The 22,004-nt window shown below is 50.0% G+C and carries 17 protein-coding genes, 1 rRNA gene and 1 pseudogene; 8 read left to right on the plus strand and 11 right to left on the minus strand.

Features of this window, described 5'->3' with window-relative positions; genetic code table 11:
• Nucleotides 1–87: ribosomal RNA gene (gene rrf, locus WG891_RS25220) — 5S ribosomal RNA — on the plus strand; the annotation flags it as partial.
• A gap of 66 nt (nt 88–153) precedes the next feature.
• Here the strand turns inward: rrf and WG891_RS25225 are convergent.
• The 4 genes from WG891_RS25225 to acs all read right to left on the minus strand — a co-directional run bounded on the left by WG891_RS25225 (nt 154) and on the right by acs (nt 6,634).
• On the minus strand, nt 154–2,193 hold the full coding sequence (locus WG891_RS25225) for a glycoside hydrolase family 3 protein (protein ID WP_337264927.1): 2,040 nt from the start codon (nt 2,191–2,193) through the stop codon (nt 154–156).
• Nucleotides 2,194–2,576: 383 nt separating this feature from the next.
• On the minus strand, nt 2,577–4,229 hold the full coding sequence (gene actP / locus WG891_RS25230) for a cation/acetate symporter ActP (protein WP_076944225.1): 1,653 nt from the start codon (nt 4,227–4,229) through the stop codon (nt 2,577–2,579).
• On the minus strand, nt 4,226–4,537 hold the full coding sequence (locus WG891_RS25235) for a DUF485 domain-containing protein (protein ID WP_076944224.1): 312 nt from the start codon (nt 4,535–4,537) through the stop codon (nt 4,226–4,228). The genes actP and WG891_RS25235 overlap by 4 nt, the downstream gene beginning before the upstream one ends.
• A gap of 138 nt (nt 4,538–4,675) precedes the next feature.
• Nucleotides 4,676–6,634, minus strand: coding sequence for an acetate--CoA ligase (acs, locus tag WG891_RS25240; RefSeq protein ID WP_076944223.1), 1,959 nt, complete (start codon nt 6,632–6,634; stop codon nt 4,676–4,678).
• An 834-nt stretch (nt 6,635–7,468) separates the two neighbouring features.
• Between acs and gltP the strand changes: the two genes are divergently transcribed.
• Nucleotides 7,469–8,785, plus strand: a complete 1,317-nt coding sequence (gene gltP / locus WG891_RS25245) for a glutamate/aspartate:proton symporter GltP (RefSeq protein WP_337264926.1) — start codon at nt 7,469–7,471, stop codon at nt 8,783–8,785.
• Nucleotides 8,786–8,824: 39 nt separating this feature from the next.
• Here the strand turns inward: gltP and WG891_RS25250 are convergent, their stop codons facing one another.
• Nucleotides 8,825–9,364 carry a metal-dependent hydrolase gene (locus WG891_RS25250; protein WP_337264925.1) on the minus strand — a complete coding sequence of 180 codons (540 nt, stop codon included), beginning with the start codon at nt 9,362–9,364 and terminating at the stop codon, nt 8,825–8,827.
• A 148-nt stretch (nt 9,365–9,512) separates the two neighbouring features.
• Between WG891_RS25250 and WG891_RS25255 the strand changes: the two genes are divergently transcribed.
• The 4 genes from WG891_RS25255 to WG891_RS25270 all read left to right on the plus strand — a co-directional run bounded on the left by WG891_RS25255 (nt 9,513) and on the right by WG891_RS25270 (nt 14,679).
• Nucleotides 9,513–11,774: an FAD-dependent oxidoreductase gene (locus WG891_RS25255; protein ID WP_337264928.1), complete on the plus strand. Its 2,262-nt coding sequence runs from the start codon at nt 9,513–9,515 to the stop codon at nt 11,772–11,774.
• Between the two features lie 208 nt (nt 11,775–11,982).
• Nucleotides 11,983–13,761, plus strand: coding sequence for a glycoside hydrolase family 28 protein (locus WG891_RS25260; protein WP_337264924.1), 1,779 nt, complete (start codon nt 11,983–11,985; stop codon nt 13,759–13,761).
• Nucleotides 13,762–13,800: 39 nt separating this feature from the next.
• Nucleotides 13,801–13,935, plus strand: coding sequence for a hypothetical protein (locus WG891_RS25265; protein ID WP_337264923.1), 135 nt, complete (start codon nt 13,801–13,803; stop codon nt 13,933–13,935).
• 51 nt (nt 13,936–13,986) lie between these two features.
• On the plus strand, nt 13,987–14,679 hold the full coding sequence (locus tag WG891_RS25270; protein WP_337264922.1) for a fumarylacetoacetate hydrolase family protein: 693 nt from the start codon (nt 13,987–13,989) through the stop codon (nt 14,677–14,679).
• 58 nt (nt 14,680–14,737) lie between these two features.
• Here the strand turns inward: WG891_RS25270 and WG891_RS25275 are convergent, their stop codons facing one another.
• The 6 genes and pseudogenes from WG891_RS25275 to WG891_RS25300 form a co-directional block, all read right to left on the minus strand.
• Nucleotides 14,738–15,895: an NDP-sugar synthase gene (locus WG891_RS25275; protein ID WP_337264921.1), complete on the minus strand. Its 1,158-nt coding sequence runs from the start codon at nt 15,893–15,895 to the stop codon at nt 14,738–14,740.
• A 19-nt stretch (nt 15,896–15,914) separates the two neighbouring features.
• Nucleotides 15,915–16,262, minus strand: a complete 348-nt coding sequence (locus WG891_RS25280) for an STAS domain-containing protein (RefSeq protein ID WP_337264920.1) — start codon at nt 16,260–16,262, stop codon at nt 15,915–15,917.
• A 485-nt stretch (nt 16,263–16,747) separates the two neighbouring features.
• Nucleotides 16,748–17,122, minus strand: a pseudogene (locus tag WG891_RS27155) (autotransporter outer membrane beta-barrel domain-containing protein); the annotation flags it as partial.
• A 1,436-nt stretch (nt 17,123–18,558) separates the two neighbouring features.
• The gene (locus WG891_RS25290) at nt 18,559–19,350 is read right to left on the minus strand and encodes a helix-turn-helix transcriptional regulator (protein ID WP_337264919.1); all 792 of its coding nucleotides are present in this window, start codon (nt 19,348–19,350) and stop codon (nt 18,559–18,561) included.
• A 361-nt stretch (nt 19,351–19,711) separates the two neighbouring features.
• Complete coding sequence (locus WG891_RS25295) at nt 19,712–20,029, minus strand: FaeA/PapI family transcriptional regulator (protein WP_337264918.1); 318 nt, start codon at nt 20,027–20,029, stop codon at nt 19,712–19,714.
• 345 nt (nt 20,030–20,374) lie between these two features.
• Complete coding sequence (locus tag WG891_RS25300; RefSeq protein ID WP_337264917.1) at nt 20,375–20,692, minus strand: hypothetical protein; 318 nt, start codon at nt 20,690–20,692, stop codon at nt 20,375–20,377.
• Between the two features lie 98 nt (nt 20,693–20,790).
• Here WG891_RS25300 and WG891_RS25305 point away from each other — a divergent pair, with 98 nt between their 5' ends.
• Nucleotides 20,791–21,327: a fimbrial protein gene (locus tag WG891_RS25305; protein ID WP_337264916.1), complete on the plus strand. Its 537-nt coding sequence runs from the start codon at nt 20,791–20,793 to the stop codon at nt 21,325–21,327.
• Nucleotides 21,328–21,396: 69 nt separating this feature from the next.
• Nucleotides 21,397–21,930 (plus strand): fimbrial protein, encoded by a 534-nt coding sequence (locus tag WG891_RS25310; RefSeq protein ID WP_337264915.1) that lies wholly within the window; start codon nt 21,397–21,399, stop codon nt 21,928–21,930.
• Nucleotides 21,931–22,004: the final 74 nt, after the last annotated feature.

A 22,004-nucleotide genomic window follows, 5' to 3' on the forward strand; every position in this document is an offset into this window, starting at 1 on the left:
TGACCCCATGCCGAACTCAGAAGTGAAACGCCGTAGCGCCGATGGTAGTGTGGGGTCTCCCCATGCGAGAGTAGGACACTGCCAGGCATCAAACAAGCAGAAGGCCATCCGCAAGGATGGCCTTTTTGCGTTTTGCAATTGAGATTCAGACAATTACAAACTCATCCCTGCATGAATCGGGTAGAGTGGATTTGCCGAGTCGTGTGGCACGTCTTCTTTTTGCTGCAAAACAGCATCCCAGCTTGAAGGCAGTTCAAACGGCAATTTGCCTTCAGGCTTTGCCTTACCACTGATGATATCGAAAAGTGTGGTATCAGAACTGCCGAAGTTTGCCAATAAAGCATCTGTTTTATCGACGATGTTTGTGAGTATTGCCGGACGATCGAGATAAATTGACGTGATAGTCGGTATACCCTGCAGTTTCACCTGTTTGATGATCTGGTAATCAGCACTGCCGCTGTAAATACCGGGTTTCTCATCCAATACCACGCTTGCCTGATCGTCGAACCCCAGTTGCCCGAAATGCACAGCGCCGAATGGATAGTGTGGATCTGTCTGGTAAGGCGTATTCACACGAAGCACCGCAATATCGGCTGCCTCAGGCGTGCTGACAACCGTTAGCCCATAGCTGGCCGCAACTTCGGCGTTGACGTTATACAGGAAGACCTTTTTACCCGTAAGTGACATAGGTAACAGGTTATTGTCGTTTTTCAGCAAGACGTGCGAACGGCGCTGTGCGTCAGTCGCCTGTTGTTGGAAGTCATTATTACCCACTAGCGTTGCGGCAGCTGTTTCATCAACGTAGGGATTTTCGAACAACCCAAGGACGAATTTCTGTTTTAGGATCCTGACGACGGATTCATCAAGACGCGCGCTAGTAATCTGTTGCTCTTCGACTGCGGCAATCAAATCACTGGGATCGCTGGTTCCGCCAAACTGATCGATGCCCGCATCCACGGCTTTCACTATTCGCTCCTGACGAGTCAGAGTTTCAACCCCCCAAGGCATGCCGATAGGCACGACAGCGAATGGCGAAATACCTGCGCTGACTTGCGCATCGCTCATACCGGTAATGCAGGTGCCATCACAATCTGACAAGATCCCCCAATCGCTCAGGATCACGCCATCAAAGGCGTAACGCCCACGCAGGATGTCCGTTAGAACTTGTTTGTTAAAGCCGAATCCTACCGACTCAATGAGCGCGTCTTTATACCAAAGGTCGAGCGGTTGGCCATAATAGGGCATGACCGAAGCCACTTTGGCAGCAAATGCGCCTTCGAACGGTACCAGATGATACTCAAAGTTGTCTCCTGGATAGACCTGTTCTTTGCCGTAAGAGTTATGAGGATCCAAGCCACTCAACTGTGGCCCACCGCCAGCGAAGTGTTTTACTACCGTAATGACGCTGTCTTTATTCAAGCCGTTACTGCCGTTCTGGAAACCCTCAATGTAGGCTTGTGTCACCCTCTTTGAGATCTGGTTATCTTCACCGAATGTTCCGTTGATCCGCCCCCAGCGTGGTTCGGTCGCCAGATCTGCCTGCGGAGACAAAGCCATCTGGATCCCTACTGCCCGATATTCTCTCTGGGCAATATCACCAAATTTTTTCATCAGTTCTACATCATCGATCGCAGCAAATCCCAGCGTCTCAGGCCATTGGGAGAAACTGCCCGCGACGATACTGGTTGCATTCGGATCGTTGGTGAAATGGTTTCGCGGATCGGTGCTGATGATAATTGGGATACCAAGGCGGGTCCCCTCTGCAGCTTGCTGTATCTGGTTATTATCATGGGAAATGTAGTTGGGATTGCCAGCCATACGGGTAATGAACGTATTGACGGCATTATCGACGATCTCTTTTTTAGCGGCTTCAACATCCACACGTCCTGCAGAGAGCGGCAATGTGCCATGCATCATCAGCCCGGCTTTTTCTGCGGTGGTCATCAGGGAGGCCAAATTGTTGGCTCGCGTGGTTGCATCCAGGCGCCAGTCTTCATAAGGATCGAGTTTATTGTTTCTGTTGAGATCTTTGAACTTCAGCCCGCCGACTTCCAATAGCTTGACATCCCGATAGCCCAAGTCAGCCTGTTTAGGCTCGCCAGCATTGACAGTGTCGCTATCATTACAGCCACTCAGGCCCAGAGCCATAAAACTCGCCAAAGACATTGCGGTACCGATCTTTCCTATTTGCATTGGTCTATCTCCATTTTAGTGACAAAACGGCCAGGAGCAGGTCATAAACCCACCTCAGATTTTTCCCCTAAAAGAAGCAACGAAATAGTTTGGATACTTCCCAGCGAAAAATATGCAGAAATACTGACTATGCTAACGTTCTATTTTTTTGGACTATAAAATAAATAACCACTGATATATGAGAGAGTTCAATCTTTGAACAATTGCTTTTCAGCCTTTGGTCATGATTTTTGGGCTAATGTGGTATTTTTTAAACCGGAATGAGTCATTTTATATACGAATAATTTTATGAAGAAAAAGATATCGCTTTTAACTGGCGATCCAGCAGTGGTTTTCCCTGACGATAAAAAGGCTCCCTAAGGAGCCTTTGGTGAGCGCTAATATCAGTGCTTTGCACTTTGTGAGATACCCAGCCCTGTTTGTGAACGTACAAATTGGAAACGGAAGCGTTCACGTTCTTGCTGCCCAGCGAGAGAGTTGTCGGTAACAGAGAAGAACCAGGTGCCGATAAACGCGGCCAACATTGAGAACAGGGCCGGATATTCATACGGATAGATAGGTTTAGCATGACCCAGGATTTGTACCCAGATGGTTGGGCCGAGGATCATCAGGATCACTGCGGTTAACAGGCCGAGCCAGCCGCCGATCATGGCTCCACGGGTAGTCAGGCGTGACCAATACATGGAAAGAATGATAATTGGGAAGTTACAGCTGGCGGCGATGGAAAACGCCAAGCCCACCATAAAGGCGATATTCTGCTTTTCAAACAGAATACCCAAGGCAATTGCGACGAGCCCCAATACCAAGACTGTGATCTTGGAGACTTTAAGCTCATTACGCTCGGTTGCTTTACCGTCTTTAATCACACAGGAATACAGATCGTGAGAAACCGCAGAAGCGCCAGCCAGCGTCAGCCCGGCGACCACCGCCAGAATAGTGGCGAATGCCACGGCGGAGATAAAGCCGAGGAAGAAGTTGCCGCCAACGGCGTTAGCCAAGTGCACTGCGGCCATATTGTTGCCACCCAGCAGGGCTCCGGCTGCATCTTTAAACGCCGGGTTGGCACTGACTAGCAGGATCGCCCCAAAGCCGATAATAAAGGTCAGGATATAGAAATAACCGATAAAGCCGGTGGCATAGAGCACGCTTTTACGCGCTTCTTTGGCATCGTTAACGGTGAAGAAACGCATCAGGATATGCGGCAGGCCCGCAGTACCGAACATTAATGCCAAGCCCAAAGAGAGCGCAGAGATGGGATCGGAAACCAATCCACCGGGGCTCATGATAGCAATTCCTTTCGGGTGGACCTTCACGGCTTCGGCAAACAGGGTATTGAAGTTAAAGTTGACCGACTTCATAACCATCAATGCCATAAAACTAGCACCAGCGAGTAATAGAACGGCCTTGATGATTTGTACCCAGGTGGTAGCCAGCATGCCGCCAAACAACACGTATAACACCATCAATATACCAACCAGTATGACGGCGACATGGTAATTGAGGCCAAATAGCAGTTGGATCAGTTTGCCTGCGCCGACCATCTGAGCGATCAGATACAGCGCCACCACTACCAGTGAGCCACAGGCGGACAGAGTACGGATGGGTTTCTGTTTAAGCCGGTAAGAGGCAACGTCGGCGAAAGTATAGCGCCCGAGGTTACGTAACCGTTCGGCAATCAGGAACAGAATGATAGGCCAACCAATCAGGAAACCGATGGAATAGATCAGGCCATCGTAACCGGAGGTATACACTAAGGCCGAGATTCCGAGAAACGACGCGGCAGACATAAAGTCACCGGCAATCGCCAAGCCGTTTTGCAGCCCGGTAATGCGCCCGCCTGCCGTGTAGTAATCCCCACGGGAGCGGGTGCGTTTGGAAGCCCAGTAGGTGATGTATAGCGTGGCACCCACAAACAGAATGAACATGATAATGGCTTGAATGTTCAAGGGTTGGCGCTGTACTGCGCCGCCAATCGCATCGGCATGACTCAGGCCTGGCAATGCCAACAGGGTGATAGCGGATATCAGTCGCTTCATTGCTGCACCTCGCGCAGGATTTCGGCGTTAAGACGATCGAATTCACCGTTGGCACGGTAAACATAAATCCCGGTCAAAACAAAAGAGATCACGATCAACCCGACACCGATCGGGATCCCGCGCGTAATGGTCAACCCTGCAGCGATCGGCGTGCCAAGCCAATGGGGATCGAAAGCGATCAGAAAAATAAAGCCAACGTACAATGTGAGTGTGATCAGCGAAAGGAGCCAGGCGAAACGGCTGCGTTTTCTCACCAGTTCCTTGAAGCGCGGGTTTTCCTCAATCCTTTGATAAATGTTGTCATTCATCTAAGTCTCTCCAGTAGGTGTTGATCGAGTACGCTGCGCTATACCTCGCATTTTTAAGATGCCTTGCGGCCTCTTGAAATCAGTCGGGTATGTAAGCCGTTCCCTCCGAGGTGGAGGGAACGGCCGGGGCGGCGCAAGTCAGGATGGAACTTTGATTGATTGTTTTTCTTCCAACAGCTTGTCGACTACAGCTGGATCCGCCAGCGTTGAGGTATCCCCCAGGTTGCTAGTGTCACCAGCAGCAATTTTGCGCAGAATACGCCGCATGATCTTGCCGGAACGCGTTTTTGGTAACGAATCGGTCCAATGCAGCACGTCTGGCGTGGCGAGCGGGCCGATCTCTTTACGCACCCAGTTACGCACCTCGGTATAGAGCTCTGGCGTGGGTTCTTCACCATGATTCAGCGTGATGTAGGCATAAATCGCCTGGCCTTTGATGTGGTGTGGAATACCCACTACCGCAGCCTCGGCAATTTTTGGGTGAGCCACCAGTGCTGATTCGATCTCTGCGGTACCCAGACGGTGGCCAGAGACGTTCAGCACGTCATCGACGCGGCCAGTGATCCAGTAATAGCCATCTTCATCGCGGCGGGCACCGTCCCCGCTGAAATACATGCCTTTGAAGGTGGAGAAGTAGGTCTGCTCGAAGCGATCGTGGTCACCGAACAGGGTGCGCGCTTGCCCAGGCCAGGAATCGGTGATCACCAGGTTACCCTCGCAGGCTCCTTCCTGTGGTTCTCCCATGTTGTCCACCAGCGCTGGCTGCACGCCAAAGAATGGTCGGGTGGCGGAACCGGCTTTCAGTTCGGTGGCGCCAGGCAGCGGGGTGATCATGAAGCCGCCGGTTTCGGTCTGCCACCAGGTATCGACGATGGGGCATTTACCGTTACCAATCTTGTTGTAATACCATTCCCAGGCCTCCGGGTTGATAGGCTCACCGACCGACCCCATGATGCGTAGCGAATCGCGCTTGGTGCCTTCGATGGCCTTGTCCCCCTCCGCCATCAGAGCGCGGATCGCGGTTGGCGCGGTGTAGAGAATATTGACCTGATGTTTATCGACCACCTGTGACAGGCGGTTCACCCCTGGGTAATTGGGTACGCCTTCAAACATTAGCGTCACTGCGCCGCAGGCCAGTGGGCCATACAGCAGGTAGCTGTGGCCGGTGACCCAGCCCACGTCGGCGGTACACCAGTAGATATCGCCATCGTGATAATCGAAGACGTATTTGAACGTCATCGCCGCATAAACCAGATAACCGCCGGTAGTATGCACCACGCCTTTGGGTTTGCCGGTCGAGCCGGAGGTATAGAGGATGAACAACGGGTCTTCCGCGTTCATCTCTTCCGGCGGGCAGTCGGCGGAGACGCCTGCTGTCAGTTCGTGCCACCACAGGTCGCGCCCTTCCTGCCAATAGCCCGGTTTACCGGTGCGTTGGAACACCACCACATTGCTGATGCTTGTCACCCCAGGGTTCTGCAGCGCATCGTCCACGTTCTTTTTCAGCGGCACGGAACGGCCAGCGCGCAGGCCTTCATCAGCGGTGATCACCAGTTTGGCATTGCAGTCGATAATACGGCCCGCCACGGCTTCCGGTGAAAAACCGCCAAAAATTACGGTATGTATGGCACCTATGCGAGCACAGGCCAGCATGGCGATGGCGGCTTCCGGCACCATGGGCATATAGATAGCAACGACGTCGCCTTTCTTCACCCCAAGCTTTTTCAGCACATTGGCGAACTGGCAGACGTCATGGTGCAGTTGTTTATAAGTGACTTTTTTCGACTGGCTAGGGTCATCACCTTCCCAAATGATGGCGGTTTGATCGCCGCGATCGGCCAGATGGCGATCCAGGCAATTTGCTGACAGGTTCAGCGTACCGTCTTCAAACCAGCGGATACTGATATGGCCGGGATCGAATGAGGTGTTCTTCACTTTGGTATAAGGTTTGATCCAATCCACGATCTTGCCGTGCTCACCCCAGAATGCCGCAGGGTCTTGCACAGATTGTTGATAATATTGCTGATATTGTTGAGGGCTAATCAAGGCTCGTTCTGCAATTGCAGACGGAATGGCGTGTTTATGCAGTTGGCTCATGGTTTTTCTCCTTAGAATTGTTAATAATATGTCAACTGATGGTTATGTATAGTTTGCTCTAATTCTTTGTTCTTTTTTTGCGCGGCGGATCACGCAACGAAGATATTGATTTGTAATAGTTACTGCTGTAATCGTGTTGTGGATCTGTTTGGTTGACGGTGAAAAACCTTTAACAAGGCGATTTTCCTTAAAAAACTTTTTAAATAACCAAAAAGAGTTAGCATATAGGCGCTGGCTTCTTGCGGTTGAAATAGAATCTTATAAGTATGGAATATATTTTCACGTAAACCATTTTTTATCTCGCTAATGAATAACGGGAGTATTTTTATTCTTTATTTTCGGTAAATACGATTACTGACCAGTCACTCTGTTATCAGATATTTCTTGTGTAAATAGAATTCACTTTCATGGCTTCGTTTAATATAGATATTTATTATCATTTTATAAACTATTTTTTAACAAAAAATAAACATCCCATTCGGACTAAATATGCAAGATAGATGAAAAATCACGCATTTCTATTTTGTTTGAAAATTGTTCAATTTAGTCTGTGCATGATCGCCTAACGCTAATATTATGTTTTTAAGAACAAGCAATTATGTTGCCATTCATTTTTCTCTTGCTTATTTCTTATTCTGAAAAGTGCATAAGCCAGACAAAACAAGGCTTGCAGAACACCACCTCCAGATGGTACAGATTTATATTGCGCTGCATGAGGGGCAAGCGAGCGCAGGGTTCCAACAGTAAAAGCCTGTATTAAATGATTAAGTATTCCATCCGAAGCCTATTATTTGTTAAATACTTTGGAGAGGGATCTTTGAGGACTTTTTGGGTATGAAGAGTGTAAAAATTAGCTTGGCGTGGCAGATCCTGATCGCGCTGGTATTGGGGATTATATTAGGTGCTGTATTACATAATCAGACGGAGTCCCGTGAGTGGCTGGTCAATAATATACTGAGCCCGGCCGGTGATATCTTTATTCGCCTGATTAAGATGATTGTCGTGCCTATCGTGATCTCTACGCTGATTGTGGGGATTGCAGGTGTTGGCGACACCAAGAAATTAGGCCGTATCGGATTGAAAACCATTATCTATTTTGAAGTGATCACCACCATCGCCATTGTGCTTGGGGTGACATTGGCTAATGTTTTTCAACCCGGGCAGGGTATCGACATGTCGGCGCTGACCGCGGTGGATATCTCCAAGTATGAAAGGACCACAGAGCAGGTGCAGAGTGGTTCGCACAGCCTGGTGGCCACTATTCTTTCGCTGATCCCCTCAAACGTCTTTGCCTCTATAGCGAAAGGGGAAATGTTACCGATTATCTTCTTCTCGGTGCTGTTTGGCTTGGGGTTATCCTCATTGCCGCAAGATACCAAAGAGCCGCTGTTGAAGGTTTTTAAAGCGGTTTCTGAAAGTATGTTCAAAGTGACACACATGATCATGCGCTATGCGCCGATCGGGGTGTTTGGCTTGATTTCGGTTACGGTCGCCAATTTTGGTTTTGCCTCGCTGTTGCCACTGGCCAAACTGGTGGTGCTAGTGTATTTCGCCATTGCCTTCTTTGCCTTGGTGGTTCTAGGCATTGTGGCGCGGATCTGCAATCTGCGCATCTGGACGCTGATCCGCATCCTGAGGGAGGAGCTGATTCTGGCTTACTCCACCGCCAGTTCAGAGACCGTGCTGCCACGCATTATTGAGAAAATGGAGGCTTACGGCGCGCCGAAGTCGATCACCAGTTTTGTCGTGCCCACCGGCTACTCTTTCAATCTGGATGGTTCCACGTTGTATCAAAGTATCGCTGCCATTTTCATTGCGCAGTTGTACGGTATTGAGCTGTCGCTGGGGCAGGAGATCATTCTGGTGCTGACGTTGATGGTGACGTCAAAAGGCATTGCTGGCGTTCCTGGTGTGTCCTTTGTGGTGCTGCTGGCAACGCTGGGCAGCGTGGGTATTCCGTTGGAAGGCCTGGCGTTTATCGCCGGCGTGGATCGGATCCTGGATATGGCGCGTACCGCATTGAACGTGGTGGGCAACGCGTTGGCGGTGTTGGTGATCGCCAAGTGGGAAAACCAGTTCGATACGGAAAAGTCACTGGCCTACGAGCGGGAGTTTCTGGCTGGCAAAGTGAAACCGGCAAGTCAGTCTTAAGCGCTGTCAAAAACTCCGGTAAACCTGCCGTTGTTGGGTTTACCGGAGGCGCTGCCCGAACGTTTTGCGCCAGGCAATCAGCACCATCATCAGGATAAAACCGGGTAACCAGACCCAGTACAATTCCGAGACCATCACCGCATGGCCTGAGGGGGTCAGGTATTTCGCCAGGTTGAACGGCGCTACTCGAATCACCTGCCAAGGGGCAAAAAAGCGTTCATCGCTCCATGGCCACAGCCAACCGACGCCTTTGCCGCCGGTAGTTATCGAATCCAGCAGGCTGTGTGACAGCAGTGAAACAAACAGAAACGACCAGGTCTTGAGCGGGGATGTTTTAAACCACCGACGCAACAGCAGCGCCAACGTGGGCATTAGTGCCGCAAAAAGCAGCGAGTGCGTAAAGCCGCGATGGCCAAACGCATTGCCATAAGCAACACCGAACTTAAATGCCAGCACGTCAGCATCGGGCAGCATGGCGAACACCACACCAGCGAACAGCAGACGCGGTGGGATAATTTTCGGCCCTAACCCCAATCCAAGGCATAGCGGGACCGCGGCGTGAGTGATGATCGTTGGCATGATGGTCTTCCGTGCGTTAAACCTATTGCGCTCGCTGTTTTATCATAATCACACCTTGATTACCTACTTTGGCTACGGCAAATCGCTGAGCGTGATATAACGAAAGCGAGGCATACGTCATTCGGCATCATGGAGAGAGGTTTTGGCTATGTGGGATGTTATCGTTATTGGTTCAGGGATTGGCGGGCTTACCAGTGCAGGGCTGCTGGCGGGGGTGGGTGATAAAAAGGTTTTGGTGTTAGAGAAACACTCGGAACCCGGTGGGCTAACCCATGTTTTTCGCCGCGATGGGGCATCTTGGGACGTTGGCCTGCACTATATCGGCAACGTCGGGCCAGACTCTAAAACCCGGCAGCTATTTGATTGGCTCTCCTATGGCAAGCTGCAATGGAATAAGCTCCCGGACGATTTTGACCGTTTTATCTACCCTGATTTTCAGTTCAACGTCCCTTCCGACCCTGCCTTGTATAAAGCCCGTTTAATTGCCCGTTTTCCTGCCGAAGCCAGAGCCATCAAGCGCTATTTCCGCGATATCAACCTCTGCTCTCTGTGGGCCACCATGGGGTTTGTCCGCGCATTTGTGCCGCAGAAAGTGGCACCGATCGTCGGCGTGTTGCAGCGTTTGACCAGCCGCAAATCGCTGCAGACCACCCAGCAATATATGGAGAAAAACTTTCGTTCCCCGCTGTTACGTTCTCTGTTAGTCAGCCAGTGGGGGGATTATGGCGTGCCACCGGCCCACAGCGCTTTTGCGATCCATGCCCAGATTGTAAAACATTATTTAAACGGTGCCTGGTACCCGCAAGGCGGCGCTGGTCGCATTGCGCGGACGTTTGAAAAACGGATAGAAAGCCGGGGGGGCGCGGTGCGTGTCTGCCAGCAAGTGACGGAGATTGTGCTCGAAGAGGGGCGGGCGGTTGGGGTTAAGGTCATAGACAGAAGAGGCCCTGAGCCACGTGAGGTGATTTATCGCGCTCCGACGATTATCTCCAATATTGGCTTGGAAAATACGTTTCAATCTTTATTACCGACGGATGGCGAAATCGGTAGCAAAACCGCCGCGATTCGAGAATGGATTGAGCGGCTCAAAGGTAACGGCATATCCGCAGTCACATTATATCTGCGCTTAAAGGCACCGGTTTCTACCCTCGGCGTGCAAGGCGAAAACTATTGGATTAATACCTGTATCGACCACGGCGATCTACGCTTGCATTCTGCCAGCCTGATGAAGGGCCATCCTACGCAAATCTATGTCTCTTTCCCTTCCGCCAAAGCGGGTGACGATCGCTTCCATACTGCGGAAATCATCTCTTTTGTGCTGCCGGATGCGTTTTCTGCCTGGCAAAATACGCCTAAAGGCCAGCGTGGTCATGCTTACGCCGCCCAGAAAAAGCAAGTGGCCGAAGGGCTGTTGCAGTTGGCGGAAGTGTCGTTACCCGGTTTAACACAGTTGGTCAGCTATTCTGAACTGTCTACGCCGTTAACGATGGAGCACTATACCTCGCACCCTCGGGGGGGCTTTTATGGCTTACCCGCCACTCCGGAACGCTACAGCGCCTATCTTTTGGGGCCGACCACGCCGATTGCCGGGTTATATATTTCAGGCACCGATGCCGGATGCCTGGGAATTGTTGGCGCGTTAATGGGCGGTGTGGGGGCAGCAGCGCAGGCCATGGGGGCCAGAGGGTATCCTTTAATTCAGGCGGCGCTGAAAGAGCCACTTCCACCTTTACCTACCTACCCGTTGCCAGCGGAAAAACAGCGCGCCGTGTTAATTAACAAAACTCAGCTTACTGCCACCATCTGGCATCTGCATTTTGAATTGGATTCACCGCTTGCTGCTTTTGAGCCAGGGCAGTTTGGGCGCTTACGTGTTGCTGATTACGAATGGCGCGATTATTCGATTATGCGTGCTGAGGAACGAAGGATTGAATTCGTGATCGATACCCGCACCGGGGGTGACGGCTCTGTTTTCGTCAAGCAGGCCAGCGTGGGCCTGCAGACCGAGATTGAACTGCCGCTGGGGCATTATGCTTTGGTGAAAAACGCCAAGCGCAAAGTGTTTATTGCCACCGGCACGGGCATTGCGCCATTTTTACCCATGTTTAATCAGCTTACACAGGAAGGGACGATCAACACGGCCGAGCTGCTTTTTGGTTGCCCGACGTGGGTTGATGATATCACCCGTCATTTTTCCCCATTGCCACCGACGAAAACGCTCTGTCTCAGCAGAGTCGACGTTGTGCCTGATGGCGCATTTAAAGGCAGGGTGACCGACGCGCTCAATGGCCTGCATTTTGATCCAGCCACCACCGATTTTTATGTTTGTGGTTCCGCGGCCATGGTGATGGACTGCCAAGTGCTTCTGGAAGAGAAAGGGGCGAAGAACATTTTTATCGAGAGATATTAAGTAGAGTGCAGATGTTGATGCTCATCATTAAATTATAAAACAATGGAATTAATTTAATGAAACGCAGTTTCTTTATTTGGGTGGCGGTGGTAAAGAGGATAGTATTTAAGGCGCTGTAGCGATATTGGTTCCTCCTCCAGTGATAAGGGATCCCATGAATCTACCCCATTCACCCTCCACTCTGATGATTAAGGCTACGCTTCTATTTATGATGACCAGTTTGATGGCAATAACGCCGCAGGCTTCTGCCGCTCCTCTGAATAAACAGGCTCCACAGCAACTTCAGGTCCCCACTTTAGCGGCTGACGACAGCAGCCTGGTGTTGGTGTGGCAAGCACCTGAAGATACCCGTGATATCGTTGATTATCTGGTTTATGCCGATGGCAAACTGCTGGGTAAAGCCAGTGAGAACAGCGATCGGTTTTCACCCGCCAAACCCTACATCAACCATTTCTATGCGCATGACAGAGAGCATTTCTCGCAGCGGATTGTGATCCAAAATTTTAAAGTGACGGATCTAAAGCCGGACAGCCAATATTCGTTCGCCGTCAAAGCACTCTATGCTGACGGCACGCAGTCCGAGGCCAGCCAAAGCATCACGGCGAAAACCACCCCTCTACCGAAGGCGATCGCTATCACCGACTTTGGTGCCAAAGGTGACGGCACTACGCTGAATACCCAAGCGATTCAGCGGGCGATTGACGCTTGCCAGCCCGGTTGCCGGGTTGATATTCCGGCCGGGGTCTACAAAACCGGTGCGCTATGGTTGAAAAGTGATATGACGCTCAACCTGCAGGCCGGATCGACCCTGCTGGGTTCTGACGATCCGGCGGATTATCCACCGGCCTACCGGCTGTACCACTATTCCAGCGAAATACGCCCGGCATCGTTGCTCAACGCCATTGATCCGAATCGCATGGAGCCCGGCACCTTCCGTAATATCCGTATCGTCGGGCCCGGTATCATCGACGGCAACGGCTGGCTGCGGCAGGAAAAGGCGGAGCTGGTGGATGAGGTGGGTAACCGCCTGCCGCAATATATCTCCAGCAGAAACAGCAGGGTGCATGAAGAGGGGATCTTGGCGAAACGCCAGGTTGCCCAAGCGGTGGCTGAAGGCGTGCCGCTGCAGATTGCCTACGGGCAGCGCCGCTCCAGCCTGATGACACTGCGTGGCGTAGAGAACGTCTATCTGGCAGACTTCACGGTCCGCAACCCGGCATTCCACGGCGTTATGCTGCTGGAAAGCCGCAATGTGGTGGCCAATAACCTGATCCATCAAACCTTTGATGCGAACAACGGTGACGGGATTGAGTTCGGCAACAGCCAGAACGTGATGGTCATGAATAACTTTTTCGATACCGGTGATGATTGCATTAACTTCGCCGCCGGCACCGGTGAAAAAGCGTTAGAACAGCCGCCGATGAAAGGGGCTTGGTTGTTTAACAACTATCTGCGCAGAGGGCACGGCGCGGTGGTGACCGGCAGCCATACCGGAGCCTGGATTGAAGACATTCTGGCCGAAAATAACGTCATCTACCTCACCGAGGTGGGGCTGCGTGCCAAGAGCACGACGGATATCGGCGGTGGGGCCCGCAACGTGACGTTCCGCAATAACGCCATGAAGGATATCGTCCGCCAGCCGGTGATCCTGACGCTCAATTATTCGGATCCTAACGCCAAAATCGATTATCCGGCGGCGAAAAAACCTGCGCAGTTTTACCATTTCCTGGTGCAGAACGTCACGGTGCAGGGGACGCAACAGGATAGCCCGGCCATTGAGATCAAGGGCAACAGCGAGAAGAATGCCTGGCACCGGCAGGTGCGTTTCGACAACGTGCGTTTTAATAATGTGCCACCGGCCGCGATCGGCGATCTGGAAGACAGCCAGTTCGATCGCGTGGTTTTCAGCCAGTTGCGCGGCGAGACTCCTTGGCATTTCAGCGCCATCAGAAATGTGACCATCGACGGTAAACCAGTGGCGCCTTAACGCTTATCGTAGCAACGGGTGCCCATAAAGGACTAAGCAATGAAATTAGCGACGTTACAGAAACACCATGAGGCCAGTTTTGTGGCGATTGTCGACGCTGCGCGGGGGCGTTACTGGCCGGTAGCCGAAGTCATGCCGGGTCTGGCAGTGAACATGAATCAACTGCTGCAATAGTGGGAAAGTATCAAAGGTGATGTTGTACCCAACGGAGAAGGCTACCCGCTGGTGGGCGTCAAGGTTTGTGCCCCATTGATCCCCGCACGTAATATCTTTTGCATTGGTAAAAATTACCGCGAGCATGCTGCCGAATTCAGCAAGTCAGGCTTCGACCATAGCGCAAAAGCCGATGAAGTTGCGCCGGAGTTTGCCGTGGTTTTCACTAAAGCACCGGAAACCGTGATCGCTACCGGGGCTAAAATCCCGCGCCATGCGCAAGTGACGGAGCAGTTGGACTATGAAGCCGAACTGGCGGTGATTATTGGCAAGGGGGGGCGAGCTATCAGCAAGGCCGATGCGTTCGATCACGTCTGGGGTTATACCCTGATTAATGATGTCACCGCGCGTGATTTACAAAAAAATCATCGTCAGTGGTTTATGGGCAAGTCGCTGGACGGATTTTGCCCGATGGGGCCGTGGCTGGTATCGGCGGATGAAATTGATCTCAGCGCTGCGTCCATACAATGCTGGGTCAACGGCGAATTACGCCAGAATGCAAAAATCAGCGATCTGATCTTTGATATTCCCTCTTTAATCGCCACCTTATCTGCCGGTATCGAACTCAAACCCGGCGATATTATCGCCACCGGAACCCCTGCTGGCGTAGGGATTGGCTTTACACCCCCGCGTTTCTTGCAAACTGGTGATGTTGTGCGTATTGAGATCGACGGTATTGGCCGCTTGGAAAATGAGGTGGGCTAATAATTGTTATGATTGGGCTTGGTGAATAGGGCTGCTTGCCACAGCCCTATTGCGGTTATCAACTATTTTGGGCGAGCAGTTCATTGAACAGCGATTTCTCCGCCGTAATAATGTCTGTACGCCGTTTATCATCAATCAGCCAGTTCAAACCTGCATCAGACAGATCGATCGCCGTGCCGTCCGGTGAAATCACTTTCCCGGCAAAAATCATCTGCTGATACAAATTGGCAATGCCGCCGACCCGGGTATAGTCAGCAATAAAGCTTTGATCGATAACCGCACCTTGCTCCAAGAGGCAACCAGCGCCAATAATCGCAGGCCCTCTGATGGTTACGCCGGGCTGTATCTCGGTACTGCTGCCAATATAGACCGGCCCTTCAATATCCAGGTTGGCAAAATCCGCCTTCACGTTAAGGCCGCACCAGATTTGCGGCGCAATCTGAACGCCTGGCATCGGATAATCCGGGAGTTCCTGATTAAGGATCATGCGGTTGACGTGCCAGAAATCCTGCAGCGAGCCAATGTCTACCCATTGGAATGGCAGGGCGATACCGTAGAACGGCACACCTAATTCAGCCAGTTTGGGGAATAACTGGCTACCGATATCGTATTCAATGCCATCAGGAATATAATTGAATATCTCGGGCTCAAAAACATAGATACCCGTATTGGCATTGTTTGATAACGCTTCTTCCGCTTTGGGCTTTTCCTGAAACTTACTCACCCGGCCTTGTTCATCGGTGACCACAATACCGTACTTACTGACCTGATCGGGCGGCACCGGGCGCATAATCAGGGTCGCGACACTTTTTCTGGCGCGATGGAAAGCCAGCACCTGATCGAAGTCCACATCAATTAAGGCGTCACCACACACCACGACAAAAGTGTCATCAAAGAAACCGGAGAAATTCTGGATGTGCTTCATGCCACCTGCGGAGCCCAGCACGTTATCGACAAAGGTATTTCCCTCCATCACACCTTCGTAGGAGTACCCCATTTCTACTCCCCAGGCATGACCATCGCGGAAATAATTCTCAATATCTCCAGAAAGGTAGCTGGTGTTGACCATTAACTGATTAAAACCATAGTTCCTTAAATGCTCAACGATCGACTCCATAATTGGCTTACGGATCAAGGGGATCATTGGCTTTGGCAATATTGTGGTCAGCGGTCTGGCTCTGGTTCCTTTCCCTGCAGCAAGAATCATGGCTTTCATAATGCATATTCCTTTTTAATCAAGGTGCGACGGGGCACATTTGTTGTAATGCCTTGCTTTGATCAGCGCCGATAGTAAATATTTTATCCATCCGGGTTAGCTTGAACATACTGTGGATGTTGCTGTTCAGTGAGCAAATCGCGAGCTCCCCTTTGCCATGTAAAGCTTTCAAGAGAGAAACCAGAGCGCCTAAAAAACTGCTGTCAATGAAATCGACCTGGCTGAAATCCAGTAAAATATGGTGGTTCCCCTGAGCAATCATCGCTTGCATGTCGTCCTTAAACTTGGCGGAAACGGACGCATCCAAGCGCCTGTCCAAGGGCGTGATAACCAATACCTTACCAATTGACTGAGTTTCAAAGTTCATTATTTCTTCCTTACAATACCGTTGGGATGGGGAACCGCGATTGCGCCGGTTCGCCGGTAAAGAAATAGTGTGATTCCATGCCATCTGCCTTTGCTGAATATACATCTGTTTTTGTCGGATATCAGTAAGGCAATGGCTGCTGTTTTTGCCGTCACCTGAAGGTTATCTTCGATTGGCTGATAGGTTGTTGGTGAAAGCGTTTCGAGAGGTGCTTCTGGCAGCAGACGGAATTCTTCCTCGTCACCTGAACACCGTTATCGGGTTAGGCCATATTGCTGCAAGTCATAAGGGCATAAACATCACCTCCAAGGAAGATATTCAGTATTCCTGACCTTTTCCTTGACTTATCAATAACGGTATTAAGCGTAGCACAGAGTTCTAGCCTTTCAATTTATGGCTTGGATGGGGGAAAACGGCTTGATCGCGGCCGCGGTGGGGCTGAGGGATGTGGGGGATCCCCGTGTGGGGAAAGATAAAACGGACGCCTGTAGGCGCAATCTATTCCCTGTAGTGGCATAGTGAATTTGGCCACTCTCATCACGAGAACGGTTATGGCCCCCCTCGTTACGCAACCACAGGCTGGTGACCTTCTGTTCGCCGGTCAGCACATCCGTGTACTGAGTTTCCCCCAGGCGATCGCGCAGGCGGGTGACGAACATGTTATTGGCCGCCGCCAGGTTGGCACTGTAAGCACCGGCTTCCGGACGTTCCGTCGGTTCCTCAGTTGCGTCATTGCTCCGGTTATTCGTGTCACTGGTAAGATACCAGTTCCCGGTCTGCCCAGCCTCGGTGCCACGGCCCAGGGTATAATCATACGCCCCGGCAGCAATACGCCCGCCCTGGACAAACTTAGCTATTGAGCTAAGTAGTTGCCTGCCATTCTGAACAAGCAGCGTCCCTTCACTCGCATAACCGATATACAAATCATCGTTAATAATCCAAGGCGAACTTTGGGTATCTGGAACGGTAACGACTTGATCGCCATCAACTGTTGTTATTGCTTGTGCTGCTTGCAGATAGCAATTACTTGTTAACGCAGTGATTATCGCTGCTGATATTGGGCGAACTAAAAATGGTAGTGATTCTTACGCATATATATTCCTTCACATAGTGTATTTATATGGCTTACGAAATTATTAATTTAAAAATCAGCGTGTTTCAGTGGGGGCTTTTGACTTATCATTGATGGAGCGGTGAATAGACTTTCACTCCCCTAGCATCTCTCCTTGTTACGCAAGTTTAGCGTATCAGCCAGGTATCGGTGGCGAGAACAACGGTAGCGTTGTTAAGGTTCTGCAGGTCAGCTTATGGTTTTTAATTTATTTGACTCTGCCAGCCTGGAAATGAATTCACCACTTTTATGAAAAACTTCATCTTTAACGTGATGAATACCTTTAAATTTGTCAAAGATTCGCATCAAATAACGTCTTCAGGTTATGGAAAGTATCATTTATGCCATTCTTTATTAGGTGGATTATTAGTGTTTGTGGTAATTTTCAATTAAATCAGTCCATTAGGTTTGGTTGTCGCGGGGACATGACTGTAATTACCCGACATGAAAATTGTTAAGCAGAATAAAATGATCATTGCTCAAGTTACATGCCTTGGAAATACCCTTCAGATAAAGGGTGCATTCTGACAGGGAATTGCCATATTAAAAAAAGGGATAATCTTATGCTGATGATCAACGAAATGACTACAGCCAACGCGCACGATATACCGCTGCTAGGACACTCTCTTACTGATAATATCCATCCAAACTTGTTTATCGCATGCGACAACTGTTTTTACGATAATTTTGAATCTTCAGCACTTTCTTATTTACACTATAATCATAGGAGTTTGTCATATATTTTTAAATACCCCCCCATTAAGAGTTTGGTGCATAAAGAACGAAATTATACAGAATTTTAAACAAGAAAAGAAAAGTTTATAAGATAATAAAACTAAAGATGTATAAATTGTTGGTTTTTTATATGAAGAAATAATAGTTGATATCAATGACTTTTAGTAGTCTAAAAAAACTAAAATTTAATAAAAGCCAGCATAAAAAAAATCGGTTTGCCGCAATAAGGCTTGTGCTGCGGTGAGCGGTGAGATAGGAGCCACACGCTGCTTATTTGCCAGAATCGGCAGCGGAGTGAACGCGTTATGGGAGCGTTGATTCTGGCGGAAGGGACAAACAAAAACGGGCCTCCGTGGAGGCCCGTTGATATGAATTTGCTGCTGGGCTCGGAATCGTAGCCATCCATAACAATCATCGTCCTTACCTGTTCCCTGTTAAGGCGGCAGGTGGTTAAACCGTTTTGACCAGGGTGGAAGACAGCGTGGGCTGGCTGCGATTCTCTGACCGCCGATGTTGGGTTAAGACCGGATAGGTGCGGTTTTGCTCCCGTGCGTTTAATGGCGGCGACAGTAGTGGAGCGGTCTCTGCGGCTATTTCTGATTGCAGGGTAAACAGGTGCGGTTTTGCCGGTGGCCGTTCGTTTAAATAGTGCCCTCCGCCCTGAAGGAGCCATTGGTACAGTTCCTGATTACATCGGAAATTCAGTTTCCGCATGGCGCTTTGCTTATGGGCATTCGCTGTTTTCACACTGATATCTAAATAGGCACCGGTGGCACGCCCATTCATCCCTTGGTATACACAGCGTAAGACATCCCTTTCACGTGGCGTCAACGGTGACATGCACGGGCAGTCGTGTTGAAACGAGGCCGATATCTGGGGTTGCGCAGATAGCACGGAGTTCAACAGGTCAAGTAATGTGAACAAAGTTTGATGACGGTACAATGTTCCAGCACTGCATTTTTCGCACTGTATCCCACGTTTGAAGGCGTTTGGGTTGCGTCCTTGCGGTTTGATAAAGAACACGATCGGATGGCAATTCCGTTGATGCAAGCGGTAAAGCCATGGAGGAGTGGTGATGAGATCGCCTAAGAAAATGATGTCAATGTTGTCCTCAGTCTGGGTTTCATCAAGTAGATGAATCGCTTGATGGCGAGACTGGAAAAACGCCTGTAACCCTAGGCGCAAACCCTGGGCAAAATAGCGGTTGGCATCGACGATCAGGATGGAAAGTGGCTGTGCCATGATATGGAGTCCTTTCTACCAAGGTGTCTGTCATACGGTGATATACTCGCCATATTTCAAGTTATCTGTGCGCTGACTGCGTGATTCGGCCCACTCAGGGCTTCGCCCTCTGGAGCCGCGGCAAGCGGTATCGCCATCCCTGTCACAGGGTTACCTACGCTCCTGGGGGGCTTTCGGGCTCGCTGCGTGACTCGACCTTATCTGGGCCTCGCCCCCCTCTGGGCCAGTACAAGCGCTGTTCAAAACGCGTTACGTTTTGCCCTGAAACTCGAATTATTTAGAGTAGAGAGACAGGTACTGTAATGGGTAAATATCCGTAAAAATAAAGATGAAACAGATATCCGAAGGTTAGTGCGCGTATTTAATTTTCTGCTGTAACGGGCTGTGCCTCCCTTTTTTCATGCTGTTTAGCCGATGGGGTAGGTTCTGCGATATACCAGCGCAAGCTGTTATTGAGTGCGCCGGAGGTAACATAAGCTTTTTTATTTTCAACTAATCTCAGCAGATAGTAACGTGCAAGGTAAATGGTAATCTCGCAGTATTCGGCTATCTCCCGAGTTTTGGGCCAATTTACCTGTGGCGGGATGGGGGAGTGGTGAACATCCTTCCTGCATAAGGCTCGCAAGGCATTCAGTACATTATTTAGCTGTTTTTCTCTTTCTTTATTGCGATAAGACATGTTTCACTACCTCCTTTTAATGTGTCTTGATAGGGCTTAATTGCATAGGATTAAACTTACTATGCTAATTTTTTTCTCTCTGTTGCAATAAGGGGGAAGCTATCAAAGCTAATGTGTTTCCTTTTCATTTGCGTGAGGCATTAGTTCGCCACCCTAAGTTAGCACGGGTTATTGTTTTGTAAAAACTAAAATCACGATCAATGAAGTTGAATTTGTCTTCTTTGGCAGAATAAAACTCTAATTAATCCGCTTTTGCGACCAGTGTTGTCGCAATGGGAATATTCTGGTGTGAAAATAAGACTTTTATGGCGAAATTGCGCAATTCAGAAAAAATACTTTCAAAGTTTAGAGGTGTTTGCAATAATTTTTTCGAAGACAAGGTAGGGGAAAATGTCTGGTGAGTAGCCTATAGAATTTCCGGATTTTAATGTGTGAGTCCTCAACAGGTAACAGGGCGCTAACTTTTTTATAGCGTGAAATTTGTTCATTTAAGGCTATTGTCAAGATTACTATTTTACTTTTTGCTTTGTTCATTGGATGAAGCACCGGCGAAGCTTTGCTTTTTTCCGGTGTGCCGCCCCCTTCGTAAATAAAGGGGAAGGAAAGGAAGCCTTCTTTTATATCAAATGAAAGGATGCTGCCTGTTATATCAATCTCCGTCACAATCAAACTGTGCCTGCACTTGGCTGGCATCGCTTTTATTGTGATTGAGTAATATATCAGGGTTTCTCGTTAATTAACGTTTTAAGGATAAAGAAAACATGAAACTGAATAACATTGCGCTGGCTACGATTTTGTCTCTGGGAATGGTTTCTCTGGCAAATGCGGATGCCGGTTCGGGCAAAGTCAATTTCGTCGGTAAGATCATTGATGCGCCTTGCTCGATTGCCCCAGAAAGCCTTGACCAGACCAAGAGTTTTGGTCAGGTAGCCAATGTGGCTTTGGTGAACGGCGGCAGATCCAGCGTGCTGAATTTTGATATCAAACTGCAGGGTTGCGATATTTCTGGTGCTAAGAACAAGGTACAGGTGACCTTCGGTGGCCCAAATGGCGGTGCTACGGGTAACACCAATACGTTGTTGGCCATTACCGGAGCCCAAGGGGCGAGTATTGCCATGTTCGACGGTTCTAACCAGCCGATCAAACTGGGTACCCCAACAACGGTGCAAAACCTGTTGGCTGGTGCTAACACCCTGAGTTTCTCTGCGTATCTGCAGGGGCATGCCGGTACAACGTTGACGGATATCACTGAAGGTGATTTCACCTCAACCACCAACTTTACGCTGGCATACAACTAAGACTGGACGTGGCTGCATGCGCCTCCCGCATGCAGCCTTTACTTTCTTTGTCCATTACGGGAGTCAGGGATGTCAGGAAATACGTTTACGACTGCCACGCTGCTGTTACTGGTGGGCGCCGTTACTGTGCTGCCAGCCTGGGGGGGAAGCCGTTTTAACATGAATGGGGCGATCGTCGCCACCGCCTGTGATATTGAAACCAAGAGCCGTGACCAGACCATCGATATGGGTACCTTGCCTTTCGATCAGGTGCTTAATAACAGTCAGGCACTGGCACGCCCTTTCAGTATCAGCCTGGTGAGTTGTGCATTGAAACATTCCAACAGCACGATCTTGGGTAGGCAGCACTTTCGAGTCACGTTTGATGGCCGCAATGAGGATGGACGTTTCGGGGTTGATGGTGAGGCGCGTGGTGTGGCATTGGTGCTGAGTGATGCGCAGGGCAATGAAGCCGTTCCCGGTGTAGAGCTACCCGCACAAACTCCGGTATTGCAGGCCAAGGAAATGCGCCTGAACTATACCGCCCGCATGGTGAGCAACAACCAGCCGTTGCAGACCGGCACTTATACCGCTCTGGTGCGCTACCAACTTGAGTATTACTGAGTAGCACGTTGACGTGATGATGGATTGTCAACGCGTCAAGACAGATTTACTTCCCCGGCAGGGTATTCCCTTCA

It is taken from the genome of Serratia sp. MMO-28 (genome assembly GCF_037199905.1).
In the GTDB taxonomy this organism is placed as follows: Bacteria; Pseudomonadota; Gammaproteobacteria; order Enterobacterales; family Enterobacteriaceae; genus Chania; species Chania oryzae.

Excerpts from the sequence above, each read along its gene's own strand:
- WG891_RS25225 (WP_337264927.1), bottom strand. The coding sequence starts at position 2,193 with ATGCAAATAGGAAAGATCGGTACCGCAATGTCTTTGGCGAGTTTTATG.
- actP (WP_076944225.1), bottom strand. The coding sequence starts at position 4,229 with ATGAAGCGACTGATATCCGCTATCACCCTGTTGGCATTGCCAGGCCTG.
- WG891_RS25235 (WP_076944224.1), bottom strand. The coding sequence starts at position 4,537 with ATGAATGACAACATTTATCAAAGGATTGAGGAAAACCCGCGCTTCAAG.
- acs (WP_076944223.1), bottom strand. The coding sequence starts at position 6,634 with ATGAGCCAACTGCATAAACACGCCATTCCGTCTGCAATTGCAGAACGA.
- gltP (WP_337264926.1), top strand. The coding sequence starts at position 7,469 with ATGAAGAGTGTAAAAATTAGCTTGGCGTGGCAGATCCTGATCGCGCTG.
- WG891_RS25250 (WP_337264925.1), bottom strand. The coding sequence starts at position 9,364 with ATGCCAACGATCATCACTCACGCCGCGGTCCCGCTATGCCTTGGATTG.
- WG891_RS25255 (WP_337264928.1), top strand. The coding sequence starts at position 9,513 with ATGTGGGATGTTATCGTTATTGGTTCAGGGATTGGCGGGCTTACCAGT.
- WG891_RS25260 (WP_337264924.1), top strand. The coding sequence starts at position 11,983 with ATGATGACCAGTTTGATGGCAATAACGCCGCAGGCTTCTGCCGCTCCT.
- WG891_RS25265 (WP_337264923.1), top strand. The coding sequence starts at position 13,801 with ATGAAATTAGCGACGTTACAGAAACACCATGAGGCCAGTTTTGTGGCG.
- WG891_RS25275 (WP_337264921.1), bottom strand. The coding sequence starts at position 15,895 with ATGAAAGCCATGATTCTTGCTGCAGGGAAAGGAACCAGAGCCAGACCG.
- WG891_RS25280 (WP_337264920.1), bottom strand. The coding sequence starts at position 16,262 with ATGAACTTTGAAACTCAGTCAATTGGTAAGGTATTGGTTATCACGCCC.
- WG891_RS25290 (WP_337264919.1), bottom strand. The coding sequence starts at position 19,350 with ATGGCACAGCCACTTTCCATCCTGATCGTCGATGCCAACCGCTATTTT.
- WG891_RS25295 (WP_337264918.1), bottom strand. The coding sequence starts at position 20,029 with ATGTCTTATCGCAATAAAGAAAGAGAAAAACAGCTAAATAATGTACTG.
- WG891_RS25305 (WP_337264916.1), top strand. The coding sequence starts at position 20,791 with ATGAAACTGAATAACATTGCGCTGGCTACGATTTTGTCTCTGGGAATG.
- WG891_RS25310 (WP_337264915.1), top strand. The coding sequence starts at position 21,397 with ATGTCAGGAAATACGTTTACGACTGCCACGCTGCTGTTACTGGTGGGC.